The organism is Crateriforma spongiae, from assembly GCF_012290005.1.
GTDB classification, from domain to species: domain Bacteria; phylum Planctomycetota; class Planctomycetia; order Pirellulales; family Pirellulaceae; genus Crateriforma; species Crateriforma spongiae.
This window is the reverse complement of sequence record NZ_JAAXMS010000003.1, coordinates 296,851-311,634: the sequence shown is the minus strand read 5'-3', so window position 1 is coordinate 311,634 and position 14,784 is coordinate 296,851. Positions and strand designations below refer to the sequence as shown.

The window sequence follows — 14,784 nt, the reverse complement described above, 5'->3', positions numbered from 1 at the left end:
CCTTGCCCCAATCTTTTCCCCACCCGAAGGATTTGCCGACGATGCGACAATCGAGCGGATTTCAGTTTCGTGTTTACCGACGATGGCGACTGCCACTGCTGGTGAGCGCATGTATGGTGTTGATGGCGTCGATCGTTTCGGCCGAGAACCTTCAACGCATGGGACGCGAGAGTTTCAACAACGATTGGCGTTTCCATCGTGGCGCCGCCGAAAACGCACAGAACGCCCAATACGATGATGCATCATGGCGTCAGTTAAGCCTTCCACATGATTGGGCGATCGAAGGCCCGTTTGACATTCAATACAACGCCCGCTGTGGCGGACTGCCGTTCCACGGCATCGGGTGGTATCGCAAGTCGTTCACGTTGCCGGAATCCGACCGCGGTAAACACATCAGCGTCGAATTCGACGGCGCGATATACAACGCGGAAGTCTGGTTGAACGGCCACAAAGTCGGTCAACGACCGTTCGGCTACATGGGCTTTGTCTGTGACTTGACCGGACATGTGAATTTCGGTGACGAAGCCAACGTCATCGCCGTTCGCCTTGCCCCGGAAGACCTGTCGTCACGCTGGTACCCCGGTGCGGGCATCTATCGGAACGTTTGGTTGGATCGCAAGTCATCGATGCACGTCGATCACTGGGGCACATCAATCACGACTCCAACGGTCACCGCGGAACAGGCGGTTGTCGCGGAACAGGCGGTTGTCGCGATCGAAACCAGCATACGATGCACCGACGCAGGCAATTGCACCGGAGCTTTGGAAACAACCATCTTGGATGCGACCGGCCAATCCATCGCCCAGTCCACACAGTCGATCGAAGGGAAACCAGAGAAGGCGGTCACCGTTTCGACCGAATTGAACGTGGATCAGCCAAAGCTGTGGGACATCAATCAACCGAACCTTTATCACGCGGTCAGCAAAATCGTTTCGGCCGACGGGGAAGTCCTGGACCGCTATGTAACGCGATTCGGGATCCGCACCATCGATTTCAGCGCGGAAAACGGATTCGTCCTGAACGGCAAATCGGTCAAATTCAAAGGCGTCTGTCTGCACCACGACCTTGGTCCACTCGGTGCAGCCGTCAACCGACGCGCCACGATGCGTCAGTTGGAAATCATGCAATCGATGGGGGTCAACGCGATCCGAACCAGCCACAACCCGCCTTCGCCCGAGCAACTGGAATGTTGTGACGAATTGGGGTTGGTCGTGATGGACGAATCGTTTGACGTGTGGCAAATCGCCAAAGTCGAGAACGGTTACAACAAATTCTTCGACGAGTGGTCCGAGCGTGACTTGCGAGACATGATCCTTCGTGACCGCAACCATCCCAGCGTGATCATGTGGAGCATTGGTAACGAGATCCTAGAGCAAGGGCGAAAAGACGGCTGGAAACAGGCCCGACGCCTGACTGAGATTTGCCATGACCAGGACGCGACACGACCGGTCGCAGCCGGCTTCAACTATTATCCCGGCGCCGAAGTGAATGGATTAGCCGCCGAAGTCGATGTCGTGGGCTGGAATTACAAGCCCATGCGATACCAGGAAGTCACCGAGAACCATCCCGATTGGATCATGTGTGGATCGGAGACCAGCAGCTGTGTCAGCACACGCGGCGAATACCATTTTCCGCTGGTGAAATACGACACCCACCCGTCCAAACAAGTCACCAGTTATGACTTCATCGGCCCGGTGTGGGCGTACCCGCCAGACTTTGAGTTTCAGTCGCTGGAAGAGAATCCGAACATTCTGGGTGAATTCGTTTGGACCGGCTTTGATTACTTGGGTGAACCGACCCCGTACGGCGGTCGTGACAATTCAACCAACGGCTATTGGAATGGCGATTGGCCGGTACGCAGCTCGTTTTTCGGAATCGTTGACCTTTGTGGATTTCCCAAGGACCGATTCTATCTGTATCAAAGCCAATGGACCGACACCCCGATGGTTCACATCCTGCCGCACTGGACCTGGCCCGAACGGATCGGCAAAGACACACCCGTGGTCTGCTATACCAATTGCGACGAAGTCGAGTTGATCGTCAACGGCGAATCACAGGGACGCAAAGCTCGCTTCAGTGACCCTGTCACGCTGCCGATGTCGGCAAAGGTGGTCCCCGAGCAGACTTATGATTCGAAATATCGGCTGCAGTGGGTCGTTCCCTATCAGCCGGGATCCATTGAGGTCGTCGGATATGTCGACGGAAAATCGGTCAGTCATAAAAAGTTCGTCACCGCATCCGACCCGAAACAGATCCGGCTTTCGGCCGACCGATCCGAAATCGCCGCCGATGGAATGGACCTGTCTTTTGTCACGGTTCAGATCCAAGACGGCGAAGGCAATTTCTGTCCGCGGGCCAACAACTTGGTGAAGTTCAGCATCGAAGGACCTGCTGAAATCGCAGCGGTCGGCAACGGAAATCCCGCATCAACCGAACCGTTCCAAGCGGATCAGCGGTACGCATTTAACGGTTTGTGCATGCTGATCGTGCGATCCAAAGCGGACACCGCCGGCGACATCAAGATCACTGCCACCTCCGAAGGGCTTGATCCGTCGACGTTGACCTTGCATTCGACCCGCAACGATTGATCGAACGTTTTCAAGCGACTGCGTTTTTGCTTCGCTTGACGGGCGGGCATGCATCGCCTTTGCAGGCATCCATACCCGCTTTCCTGCGGAAACCAACATAGGTTTCCGTCGAAACCTGACGCCGTTTGATTCAACGCGTCAACCTTTCCCGCCTTTCCCATTCCCACCCAGGTCTTCCATGACACTGCTCACCGTTCCAAATCGATTCCTGTTTTCCGCCCTGGCGTTTCTTTTTGCTTTCCAATCCATCGCTGTTGCGGAACCACCAACACCACCGGAAGGCTATCGGTGGGTTCCCGATCCAAGGTTCACCGACGAATTCGACGGGGACCAATTGGACGCTGACAAGTGGTACGACCACCATCCGACGTGGAAAGGACGATCCCCGGCAAAGTTCATGGCTTCGGCGGTATCGATCGTCGACGGCAAACTGCGGATTCGAAACAGCGTTCTGGACCACCCCGATGGGCCATACACCATCGCAGGCGGCGCGGTTTGCTCCAAAAGCAATCAAGCACACTTCGGGTACTACGAAGTACGCATGAAAGCATCGCAGGTGTCGATGTCATCCACATTTTGGTTTTCCAATCGTGGACGCAAAGTAGGAGATCGCTGGATCGCGCAAGAATTGGATGTCCAAGAAACCATCGGTGGTCCTAAGAAGCATCCGAATCGACCGTTCGGCATGTTTTCAAACACGCACGTTTGGATTCGCGAGAACGGCAAAAAATATTCGAAGTCTCAACCCGGCCAAAGCGAATTCAAGGTATCAGCCGCCGACGAATTCCATATTTACGGCGTCTGGTGGGTCGATGCCAACACGGCGCACTTTTATCACAACGATGAATTTCAGTTCACACTTCACCCGGACACGTCGATCGTCAGCGAACCGTTCACCGACCCGATGCAGTTGAACATGGTCACCGAGACGTACAACTGGGAAACACCACCGACACCGAAAGAACTAAGCGACGACACAAAGAACGCGACCTATTACGACTGGGTTCATGGATTCCGACTGGAACCCGTCCAACATGATCAAACAGCGTGGTGATTCCATCGTTTGACTTGGTGTCACCGCGGAAACGTTATTGGTTTTCCAATCCTCACCTTCCATCCAGCAACACGATCCATGAGACACATTGCATTTGCTTTGATGACGTTTGCCGCTGCGGTAAGCGTTTCCAACCGACTGTCAGCCCAAGACTTCAAGCCCGATTGGCAATCATTGGCCGCACACGATGAGGCCCCGGAGTGGTTCAAGGATTCCAAGCTGGGGATCTATTTCCACTGGGGCGTCTACGCGGTTCCGGCCTATGGCAGCGAGTGGTATCCGCGCAACATGTTTTTGAAAGGCCATCAGGTCAACAAGCATCATGTGGATGTTTACGGCGATCCGGGAAAATACGGCTATCACCGCTTTGTCGACCAGTGGCAAACGCCCGAATTTGATGCGACCGAATGGGCCAAGCTGTTCAAAGCTACGGGGGCCCGTTTTGCCGGACCAGTGGCCGAACACCACGATGGTTTCTCGCTGTGGGACAGCCAGGCGACACCCTGGAACTCCGTGGACAAAGGCCCCAAACGCGATCTGCTGGGTGAATTGACCGAAGCGATCCGTGCCGAAGGTATGAAAACCATCGCCACGTTCCATCATGCTCGGAATTTTTACGGCCACTTTGAGGGAATGGTCAAAGATTATCCATCGGCCAATGAGAACGATGAAACCGCGATCTTGTACGCCCAAATGCCGGCGGAGCAGTTCCATCAAATGTGGTTGGACAAATTGGCCGAAGTGATCGACCAATATCAACCCGACATCATTTGGTTTGACAGTTGGCTGGACCGGATCCCCGAGACCTATCGCCAGGAGTTCGCCGCCTATTATCTGAACGCGGCAAAGACCTGGGATCGCGACGTGGTGATCGTTCGCAAGCAGGAGGATTTGCCGTTGGACATGAGCGTGCTGGACCACGAAAAGTCTCGTGAACCACGCGCGGCGGAAAAGGTTTGGATGACCGACGACACGATCAGCACGGGCAGTTGGTGCTATACCGATTCACTGAAAATCAAACCCACGCGCAAGGTGGTTCATGCTTTGGTCGACACGGTGGCCAAAAACGGCATCGTCCTGTTGAACATTTCACCGATGGCCAACGGCCGGATCCCCGACGACCAACGCCAAGTGTTGGCCGAACTGGGCGAATGGATGGACGTCAACGGCGAAGCCATCTATGCGACACGCCCCTGGAAGGCGTACGGCGAAGGACCCACGGTCGAACCCGAAGGCGGATTCAAGAAGCACGGCGAATTTTTGAAGCTGGAATACTCCGCCGCTGATGTTCGGTACACACAAAGTAAAGACGGCACCACCGTTTATGCGATCACGCTGGGGCGGCCCGAATCCGCGATCCAGCTGCAATCGGTCCGTGTGAAATCAGCGGGCGACCAAGCCGCGGTACAACTGCTGGGCCATGACGGCACACTGGCTTACGCAGTGGACGACCAAGGTCAGCTGACCATCCAGATGCCGGCAATCACCGCTGACGATCTGCCCTGTGATTGCGCGTACAGTTTCAAGCTGACCGGCTTTGAATTGGACGCCGCGGAATAGGCCCCATTTTGCTTGCGTCGTACTGCGGTGGCGGCGGTGGATCATCCGCTCGCCGCCGCACCGACATGATGGATCACGGCGTCGGCGAATTCACTGGTCGCACGAATCGACGCCTCCTCACTAGCTTGCAACAGGCAAACGCTGCGTCGGATCATCGGACTTTCGATTCGAATTCCCGACAGGTCGGTTCCGGTCATCGCCAGTTCAGGCAAGATCGTCGGTGGTCCTCCGGCGTTGGTCACTGCCAGACACCCGGCTACCGATGTCATTTCCACGGCCACTTGTAATTCGACATCATTCTGTGCAAAGGCCGCGTCGATCATGCGACGCGTGCAGAAGTCTTTGGTCATCAAGCACAGCGGTTCTCCCGCCATCTGGTCCAAACGGATTCGTCGGCGATTGGCCCACATGTGATCGGCCGGAACGATCAGGACGAACCGTTCGCCGAACAACCATCGGCAGTGCAATTGCCGTCGCGTCGGTTCGAAGGAGATCCCGAGATCGAGGCTGCCATCAACCAGTCCATTTTCCACGTCGTCCGCCGACAATTCGTGGACGACCAACTGGACACCGGGGTTTTGGCTTTTGAACTCCGCAACGACTGGCGGAATCAAATACGCACCCACGGTTTGAACCACTCCCACTCGAATCCGCCCACGCAACAGTTGATCGAACTCATCGATCGCAGCCTGGCCTTCGTCCAACACGTTGATCGCACGCTGGGCGTATTCACCGAACAGCACGCCGGCTTGAGTCAGCCGAATACCCCGTCCGGCGCGTTCGAACAGCGAACACCCCAGTTCTTTTTCCAGATCCTTCATCTGCTGTGACAGTGTCGGCTGGGACACCAGCAGTTCTTCGGCAGCGATGCGAAAACTGGTGTGGTTGGAAATCGCCAGAAAATAACGCAGGTGTCGCAGTTCCATTTACACTTTGCCACAGACCGATAGGATAGAGCGATCAGACCGACGGCAATCATAACCGAAGCCGACCGACGTCACGATCCGCATTGCGTCCACAGCCATGATCCCGATCGAACAACGCGACGATGAACTGCGATTCGACGTTCGCGTCACGCCCAAAGCCAAGCGTGCAAAAATCGGGGGCCGCCACGCCGACGCACTTCGGGTGGCCGTCACATCGCCGCCGGAAGACGGAAAAGCCAACGCGGCGGTCATTCAGGGATTGGCCAAGTTTTTGAAAATCGCAAAATCGAACATTGCCATCTGCGGCGGCCAGACGAGTCGATGCAAACGAATTGCCGTGCGATCGATGACCGAAACAGAACTTCGGGACCGTCTGCGAGACGTCATTGACGCCTGATCCGCTTATTTGAGCCCCTCAGATTCAGACGCTTTCACCGTGAATCATTGCGATCCGGCCGCCTTGCGTTGACCCTTTCGCGGTTCACACTGACAATGACCACGACGTTCAACCGCCGACCGCCCCACATTCGAACGACCGTCCATGTCGACCACCACTGAAATTGATCTTGCCGGATACTGTGCTGAAACCGCCCAGAAAGCCAAAGCAGCGTCATACGAACTTGCCAACATCGATACGGAATTGAAAAACCGTTGGCTCTTCGATTCGGCCGATCGGCTGGTCGCGAACTTGGACACGATACTGCAGGCCAACGCGAAAGATGTGGCCGCGGCCCCCGATTACAACTTGACCGATGCTGCGGTGGATCGGCTGCGTCTGGACAAGAATCGCGTCGATGGCATTGCACAAGCCCTTCGCGAAATCGCCGCGTTGGCGGACCCGATCGGCGAAGTCATCGACGGGTTCACGCGTCCCGGCGGATTGCGGATCGTCAAGCGACGGGTGCCGCTGGGCGTGGTCTTTTTCATCTACGAAAGCCGACCGAACGTGACCGCCGATGCCGCAGCGATTTGTGTCAAAAGCGGAAACGCCGTGATCCTTCGCGGCGGCAAAGAAGCCATCCACAGCAGCCGCGCCATCGTCGAATTGCTGCAACAGTCGGCACGGGAAATCGGATTGCCCGGGGATGCTGTCCAACTGGTCCAAACGACGGATCGGCAAGCCGTGGGCCAGTTTCTTTCGATGTCCGATTGCATCGATGTGGCGATTCCCCGCGGCGGCGAAGGCTTGATCCGCCGTGTCACCAGCGAAGCGACGATGCCGGTGATCAAACACTTTGACGGCAATTGCCACGTTTATGTCGATCGCAATGCCGACGTCCCGATGGCGGTGAACATCATCGAAAACGCCAAGTGCCAGCGAATGGGTGTTTGCAACGCCTGCGAATCCTTGTTGATCCACGCGGACATTGCGAAAACGGTTCTGCCGGCGATCGCCGAACGATTGTCGTCGTACCCGATTGAAATGCGATGCGACGACCGTGCGGCGAAATTGGTTCCGGGTTCGGTGGAAGCTCAAGAATCCGACTGGTCGGCAGAGTACCTGGGACCGATCATCAGTGTCCGCGTTGTCGATTCGTTGGACGAAGCGGTCAGCCTGATCAATCGATATGGGTCCCATCACACCGACGCCATCGTGACCGACAATGTGCGGGCCGCCGAACAATTCACCAGCGGCGTCGACAGTTCAGCGGTCATGGTGAACGCCAGCACGCGATTCAACGACGGTGGAATGTTCGGACTGGGTGCCGAAATCGGTATCTCGACCGACAAGTTTCACGCTCGTGGACCGTGCGGGCTGCGTGAATTGACGACGTACAAGTACATCGTCCAGGGCGACGGTAATATCCGCACCTGATTGGTACCGACGGGCCGCATCGACGATCTCAACCTGAAGGGATTCTCTGCACGCCGGACGGTGCTAGATGGCGTGTTTCACGGCGTTCCCGAGCTTGCCGACGGCTCGTTTGCCGATCGCGATGACGGGCAATTCTGGACTCGCATCGCCGGACCGACATCGCGTATTCTTTGCGGGTGCTGTGGACACGCCTGTCGAATCCGCGGTCCCGCAAACCAGGACGGTATTTCGCTGCCATGTCGGACGAATCACTTAGCCAGAATCAGGTCGAAAGTCTGCTCCGGGCCATGGAGGGCATGGGGGAAGACGACGGTCCACCCGAAGCCCCCAAGTTCACCGACGAAGGTCCGCCCGAACCGGTATCCGCAGGGGCTCGCACCGCATCGTCCCGGCAACCCAGCGGCGCGCCGTATCACCACGGTGTCGGTGATGCCAGAGTCATGGCGTATGACTTCAAACGTCCCGAACGGGTCGGCAAAGAACAGATGCGGGCGATGCAATCGCTGCATGAAGTCATCGCACGAAACTTCGGTGCGTCGGTCAGCGGCATGCTGCGGACGATGATCGAAGTCAAACTGCTTAGCGTCGACCAACTGACCTACAGCGAGTTCGTTTTCAGTCTGGACAACCCCAGTTGCTTCAACGTCATCAGCACCGAACCGCTGGACGGCCACTGGATCCTGGACGTCAATCCGGCACTGTCATACACGATCATCGACCGCATGCTGGGTGGCGATCCGGTCCCCGGCGAAGTCATTCGGCGACCGTTGACCGAGATCGAAACACGCTTGATGGGTCGCGTCGTCAAGTTGTTCTTGAGTCATTTGAAAGATGCCTGGCAGAACATCATCGAACTGGACCTGTCGGTCGACAGCACCGAAAGCAACCCACAACTGGTCCAGATCGTACCGCCCAATGAAGTCGTGATCCTGGTCAGCTTTGAGGTCGTGATCGGCAAGAATCGCGGGATGTTAAATCTGTGTATTCCGTTCAACACGGTCGAAAAATACAACTCGCAACTGTCACGCAATGGTTGGGTGGGTTACGGACGCGAAGCACCGACCGAAGAATCGCGACGCCAAATCGAATACAACCTGGATGAAGCGCCCGTCAACGTGGTCGTCACCCTGGCACGATCCAAGATCAACACCAGCGATTTGCTGGCGTTGAACGTGGGTGATGTGATCGCGACCGAAAAGGAAGTCACTGATTCCTTGGAACTGTCCATCCAGGACGTGCACAAGTTCAACGTGCGTGCCGGGGCTTTCAAAGGCAAAAAAGCGGTCCGCATCGACACGGTGGCGGAAAAACCGCAGCGCAATGCTGGCGGTCCTCCACCACGCTAGGCGACGCATGATTCGTTTCAACTCCGACGTCCGCGTCGGGTGCGACGCACCGATCGACGCATCTACTTGGCGTCGTTTACCGAGGACTCGTCGCGGGGCACCGACAACAAGGCAAAGTCGACCAAGTTGCCTTCGTCTTCTTTGAACCGGGACACCTTCAGTGCGATGACGTTCGTCCCATCAACCAGTGCATCGACCGCGTTCGGCGGCAACAACACCGTGCTGTAGGGGACATAACCGGCGCGGTCGCTGTTGGTGATGTTCATCATCGTTTTGCCGTTGATCGAAAGCTCCCAACGACCGGTCCCCACGGTGTGCATGGCCAGCCGTTCGGGCTGCGTTGACAAATCAAACTCTCCGCGAATGCGGACCGGGCCTTTATCGGCGGTACGCTGTGGCCGGAGGCTATCGTCAGGGCGAACTGAAAACGCTTCGCCCTGCGACACGTCGACATCGGCCGTCCGCCAACGCGGTGTCGGCTTGCCCGACCAATCGGTCCACGTCTTCGATGACAGGTCGATCAAAGGATCACTGTGGATCGGATGGTACAGTTGCCGATGCATCCGTCGCAAATCATCGGCCGCGATCTTGCTGATTTCCCGGTCATAGGTCAGCCACCCATTGCACTCATGTTCGACGTCGGAGATCTGGGTGTACACCGCCGCGTTCAATCCGTGCGGCTTCATCAAACGTAAATTGGTCAACCAAGTCTGATAGCGTTGCTTCCAAGATTCAGGATTGGCGTAACCTTCGCGTCCTTTTTCGCCTGCCGGATTAACGACGGGCCGAAGCGTTTGATCGGCATGCCAGCGATGGCCATCGATCAACACGTTGAACCCGCCACATTCACCACACAAAGTCGCGCGGTCATCGAAGTTCCATCCATGGGCCGGCGAGATGTTGAAGGAATAGTCGTGGTTGTCATAAAGATCACCGACCGGATGATCGGTCCAGCCACTGGCACAGGTCACCAAACGACTGGGATCCAGGCCCTCGGTCCATCGCGTCAGTCGTTCGGTGTCATATTGGCCCCAGCCCTCGTTGAACACCACCCACTGAATGATCGACGGGTGGTTGTACAGATGGCGGACCATTTCCACCTGTTCTTGTTCCCACTGTTGTCCGCTTTCGGCTGTGATCTTGGAATCAAACTTGCGTGTGCAAACGAAGTCTTGCCAGACCAGCAGGCCTTTGCGATCGGCTTCGTAGTACCAAGCACGCGGATGCACCTTGATGTGCACTCGGACCATGTTGCATCCGATGTCTTTCAGATATTGCAGGTCATAGCGCACCGCGTCCTCTGATGGTGGCGTCATCGCGCTTTCGGGCCAGTACCCTTGGTCCAGCGGGCCGAATTGAAAGATCGGCTGGCCATTGAGATGAATACGTTGGATCCCATCGTCGTCGACTTGGGTATCGATGGTTCGCAATGCAAAATAGCTTTCGACGCTATCGATCACCCGATCGTCGCGTCGCAATTGGATCGACAGATCATGCAGATTCGGATCATCCGGTGACCACAGCTGGAACTGGTCATCCAAGTCGATTCGAATCGCCTGTCCCGGTCGTCCGTCGACCACATGCGCTGCATCACCGGCAATCAGGCGAACCGTCATATCGTTGGCGGGGTGATCCGTATCCACGCGGACCTCAATGGCGTTCTGATGTGCGACGGGCGTGATCTTTAGTTGAGCAATCGAAGCCGACTTGGGCACCGGTTCCATCCAAACGCTTTGCCAGATACCGCTGTTTGGGTTGTACCGGAATCCTTTTCTGGATTCCGGCAAAGCTTGCTTTCCGATCGTCTGGTCACCCATGTTGGTCGGGTCCCACGCGATGACGACGATCTGCTGTTGGTCACTGACATTCAATGCATCGGTGATGTCACAGGAAAACGGAACGTAGCCGCCACGGTGATCGGCAACTTTGGTCCCGTTGCACAGCACGATTGCGTGCCAGTCGACCGCTTCGAAGTGGACCAGGATTCGATCGTTTCGCCAATCGTCGGGAATGCGAATGGACCGACGATAGAACATGACCTGTTGCGGACGCACGCTGCGATTGATTCCCGACAGCTGAGTTTCAGGGCTGAAGGGGACCAAGATCTTTTTATCAAACGCACTGGGCAGATCGGGAATTCCATCAGCCAGCGGATCTTGCGTGGCGTTTTCAATTCGGCCCCCGGTCCAACGCTGCGAATCGCCGCCAAGGTGAAAATCCCACAAACCGTTCAGCGATTCCCAACGGTCCCGCTTCATCCCCGGCCGCGGGTATTCACGCCATGCGTTGTCCGCGGTGACATTCCGCCCCCACCGTGTCATCAGGTCAAACTGGTCCGGTTCGGCCGCTCGGTCCACGGGATTGGAAACACGCGTCGGCTGCGCCGCGGACCAAGGATGGTGCACCAAGAAAAACAGGCCGACACAAAAGACTGCGACGACGGGTCGCACCTGTGATGTGGCACAAAACAGGCCATTGATTCGAAGAAAACTCACGACGAAAAATCCGTATACCAAGGCGGGAATTTGGGGGTGGGGCGGTGCGATGGACGAGCCATCCGGCCGATCAACAACAGATCGCTTCACCACGCAGCACATACGAACCGTGGGACCACAACTCGACACTGCGTCGATAAGACGCGTTGCCCCAGGGTCGGTTTCGGTGATGGAAGCACCACTACTTTGTCGTATGTTAAATGGATCATGAACGGTGTAGCGATTCAGGCCGATTCGATTCGTCAGGAAATCTTTGATCGATTTGGGACGATTCCGAGTTTCTTTGAGTTGTCATTCCCCACGCCCGAGTTGGCTTGGGACCTATGGCGTCAGGCTCAAGTCGCTTACTTGGATAACCCGCTGCCGTTTCGATTCAAGGAACGGCTGTTCGTCTATCTTTCGCGGTTTTGCAACAACCCGTACTGCCTGGGCAGGCACGTCGCAATGTTGCTGACGCCGAATCCGGCGACCATCGGCGCCAACGAAGGCCCCGGTGCCCACAGCGCGACCGATATCGCTGCACTGCTGGACGCGCCGGCCCCGAGTCGTCAGGAACTTCTCAGCCAAATGGACCGGCTAAACGACGTCGATCCGCCACTGGAACAATGGCCCAGCGATCAGCCCGCACTGGAACAATCGCTGTTCGTCTGCAGTGTGGCGACGTTTCTGCGTATCGGTGAAGCCGATCTTTGCTCGGCGGCGATCCGCAGTGCATTGGCGCCAGTTTGGTCCCAGCGTTTGGAACTGTTCCTGGCATTTGTTCGGCGAGCCCACGATTGGACCGAATCGCATCGTGAATTGAAACTGGAACCCGAGATCACCGCGTTGCTTTCCGCCCAACCCGCTTTGGCAAAATGGATGGACCGGTGGCGTCCCGGCGATGCGGTTCGGCTAAAGAACGAGTGGCACCAAGGCGTCACGGCCCCCGGCGATGCCATGGGGGGTTTCTTCGGCGAAATGGAACACGAACTGACGCGGTGGCGAACGTTTCGCAATGGCAAGCAAGATGCCGCCAGCGGCACCAACGACGACATCGCCTTGCTGATGCGAATTCAGAACTTGGCCATGCAGGCGACCCAGGTGGGCGTGCTGATCGCCGATGCCAGAGCCCCGGATTTTCCCGTCGTCTATTGCAATTCCAGTTTCGAGAAGATGACGGGATATCGCAGCGAAGAAATCGTCGGCCGCAATTGCCGATTCCTTCAAGCCGATGATCGCGATCAGTTTGAAATCCACGTCATGCGTCAAGCCTTGCGCCAAGGCAGCGCGTGCACCGTGACGTTGCGCAACTATCGCAAAGACGGTTCGATGTTTTGGAACGAAATTTCACTTTCACCGATCCACAATGATCGCGGTGAACTGACCCATTACGTCAGCATCGAACGCGATGTGACCGAACGGCAACAATCGCTGACGGATCTAAAGCGAGAACGTCTGCTGTTGGACGCCTTAAGCGATGGCACCCCGTTCGACGAACTGCTGCGTTTGATCGTGACGCAAGCGGAATCGTCGTGTGCGCGAATGAGTGCGGCGATCTTCTTGATCGACGACGACGGTCAATCGCTACGGTGCGCTTGCGCGCCACGCTTGTCGCCGGAACTGCGTTGCCGCATGGAACGGGTACCGATCGAACCGGGGGTCTGCTGCTGTACGTTTGCCGCATCGCAACGTCAGCGGCAAATCATCCCCGACATCCATCTGCATGAACGCAGCGAATTGATTCACCCGCTGGCCAAAGCGGCTGGAATTCGATCCTGTTGGGCCGAACCCATTCTGTCGACCCAGCGTGACGTGTTGGGTGTGCTGTCGATGTTTTCCACCCACGCGGCTCGTCCGAGCGAAACCGAGCTTTCATTGCTTTCGCACTTTGCCCAACTGGCGGGCGTGGTGATCCAACGATCCCAGGCGGCCAGACGTCTGGCCAAAAGCGAAGAGCGTTTGCGGTTGGCGTTGCGAGCCACGAATGATGCGATCTGGGACATCGATCTGCTACGACAACGCATGTGGTGGAACGAAGTCTTTGACGAACAGTTTGGCGGCCCATCCGGCGATACCGATGTGGATACGTGGTGGCACCAACACATTCATCCGGATGATCTACGGCGTGTGATTTCGTCACCGTCACGTACCGTCGAAGGACGCGCGGACGATTCGAAGGGGCTGATCGAATACCGCTTGATGCGTCGTGACGGCACCTATGCCGTGGTCAAAGAGCGCACCCTGCTGAGCCGTGATGCCGAGGGCCAGCCGGCTCGGCTGCTGGGTGCACTGACGGACCTGACCCAGCGGCGGGCGTTGGAAAAAGAAGTCTTGGAAATCGCAGCCGCACAAAGTTGGCGGATCGGAAACGACCTGCACGACGGCGTGGGACAAGAACTGACCGGCATGGGCATGCTGGCCGACGCACTGGGTGCATCGATCGACCGGGACGTGACGTCGGTTGACTTGGCGTCACTGCGGCGGATCGCCGGAAAGTTGCGGGAATCGGTCCATCGCACATTGCGGCAAGTCCGTACTCTGGCGCGAGGCATGAATCCGGTGGACGTTGACCGTCACGGATTGACGTCGGCGTTGACCGAAATGTGCGATCGCATCCGTGAACTTCACGGTGTGAATTGCCGGTTCGAATGCGATCGTCCCGTTCCGTTTCGCGAGAATCAAACGGCCACCCAACTGTACCGCATCGCTCAGGAAGCGGTGACCAATGCCGTCCGCCACGGCGAAGCGGCCAACATACGCGTTCGACTGGGCTTCCGTGACGACCAATGGTCCCTGCGAATCCAAGACGATGGCGTCGGAATTTCGAAGAAACCCAACGCGGATCGCGGCATGGGGCTGCGGACCATGGACTACCGCGCCGGACAAATCGGCGGCCAAATCCAGATCGGACCACGCCCCGACGGCGGCACGGAAGTCGCCTGTATCTTCCCCGGCGACGCCGTCGCACAGGACGACGAGGAATTCATCGCACTTCTTTCCGATTTACCAACCGAGTGATC

General features: G+C 56.9%; 9 protein-coding genes. 7 read left to right on the top strand and 2 right to left on the bottom strand.

The window, feature by feature from the left end; all coding sequences use genetic code 11:
- Nucleotides 1-41 precede the first annotated feature (41 nt).
- The 3 genes from galB (at nt 42) to HFP54_RS09225 (ending at nt 5,202) form a co-directional block, all read left to right on the top strand.
- Nucleotides 42-2,588, top strand: a complete 2,547-nt coding sequence (galB, locus tag HFP54_RS09235; protein ID WP_206036118.1) for a beta-galactosidase GalB — start codon at nt 42-44, stop codon at nt 2,586-2,588.
- 178 nt (nt 2,589-2,766) lie between these two features.
- The gene (locus HFP54_RS09230; RefSeq protein WP_168564903.1) at nt 2,767-3,642 is read left to right on the top strand and encodes a family 16 glycosylhydrolase; all 876 of its coding nucleotides are present in this window, start codon (nt 2,767-2,769) and stop codon (nt 3,640-3,642) included.
- A gap of 78 nt (nt 3,643-3,720) precedes the next feature.
- Nucleotides 3,721-5,202, top strand: a complete 1,482-nt coding sequence (locus tag HFP54_RS09225) for an alpha-L-fucosidase (RefSeq protein WP_168564902.1) — start codon at nt 3,721-3,723, stop codon at nt 5,200-5,202.
- Between the two features lie 41 nt (nt 5,203-5,243).
- Here HFP54_RS09225 and HFP54_RS09220 read toward each other — a convergent pair whose 3' ends face one another.
- Entirely contained in the window at nt 5,244-6,128 is an 885-nt protein-coding gene (locus HFP54_RS09220; RefSeq protein WP_168564901.1) for a LysR substrate-binding domain-containing protein, read from the bottom strand.
- A 97-nt stretch (nt 6,129-6,225) separates the two neighbouring features.
- On the opposite strand from HFP54_RS09220, the gene HFP54_RS09215 reads away from it, so the two are divergent.
- From HFP54_RS09215 to fliM, 3 genes are all read left to right on the top strand, one after another.
- Nucleotides 6,226-6,525: a DUF167 domain-containing protein gene (locus tag HFP54_RS09215; protein ID WP_146415478.1), complete on the top strand. Its 300-nt coding sequence runs from the start codon at nt 6,226-6,228 to the stop codon at nt 6,523-6,525.
- Nucleotides 6,526-6,669: 144 nt separating this feature from the next.
- Entirely contained in the window at nt 6,670-7,944 is a 1,275-nt protein-coding gene (locus HFP54_RS09210; protein ID WP_168564900.1) for a glutamate-5-semialdehyde dehydrogenase, read from the top strand.
- Between the two features lie 236 nt (nt 7,945-8,180).
- On the top strand, nt 8,181-9,290 hold the full coding sequence (gene fliM / locus HFP54_RS09205) for a flagellar motor switch protein FliM (protein WP_146415480.1): 1,110 nt from the start codon (nt 8,181-8,183) through the stop codon (nt 9,288-9,290).
- Between the two features lie 62 nt (nt 9,291-9,352).
- Here the strand turns inward: fliM and HFP54_RS09200 are convergent, their stop codons facing one another.
- Nucleotides 9,353-11,785, bottom strand: a complete 2,433-nt coding sequence (locus HFP54_RS09200) for a glycoside hydrolase family 2 protein (RefSeq protein ID WP_168564899.1) — start codon at nt 11,783-11,785, stop codon at nt 9,353-9,355.
- Nucleotides 11,786-11,992: 207 nt separating this feature from the next.
- On the opposite strand from HFP54_RS09200, the gene HFP54_RS09195 reads away from it, so the two are divergent.
- Nucleotides 11,993-14,782: a PAS domain S-box protein gene (locus HFP54_RS09195; protein WP_146415482.1), complete on the top strand. Its 2,790-nt coding sequence runs from the start codon at nt 11,993-11,995 to the stop codon at nt 14,780-14,782.
- Nucleotides 14,783-14,784: the final 2 nt, after the last annotated feature.

Coding starts and splice junctions, on each gene's coding strand:
- galB (WP_206036118.1), top strand. CDS start 42: ATGCGACAATCGAGCGGATTTCAGTTTCGTGTTTACCGACGATGGCGA.
- HFP54_RS09230 (WP_168564903.1), top strand. CDS start 2,767: ATGACACTGCTCACCGTTCCAAATCGATTCCTGTTTTCCGCCCTGGCG.
- HFP54_RS09225 (WP_168564902.1), top strand. CDS start 3,721: ATGAGACACATTGCATTTGCTTTGATGACGTTTGCCGCTGCGGTAAGC.
- HFP54_RS09220 (WP_168564901.1), bottom strand. CDS start 6,128: ATGGAACTGCGACACCTGCGTTATTTTCTGGCGATTTCCAACCACACC.
- HFP54_RS09215 (WP_146415478.1), top strand. CDS start 6,226: ATGATCCCGATCGAACAACGCGACGATGAACTGCGATTCGACGTTCGC.
- HFP54_RS09210 (WP_168564900.1), top strand. CDS start 6,670: ATGTCGACCACCACTGAAATTGATCTTGCCGGATACTGTGCTGAAACC.
- fliM (WP_146415480.1), top strand. CDS start 8,181: ATGTCGGACGAATCACTTAGCCAGAATCAGGTCGAAAGTCTGCTCCGG.
- HFP54_RS09195 (WP_146415482.1), top strand. CDS start 11,993: ATGAACGGTGTAGCGATTCAGGCCGATTCGATTCGTCAGGAAATCTTT.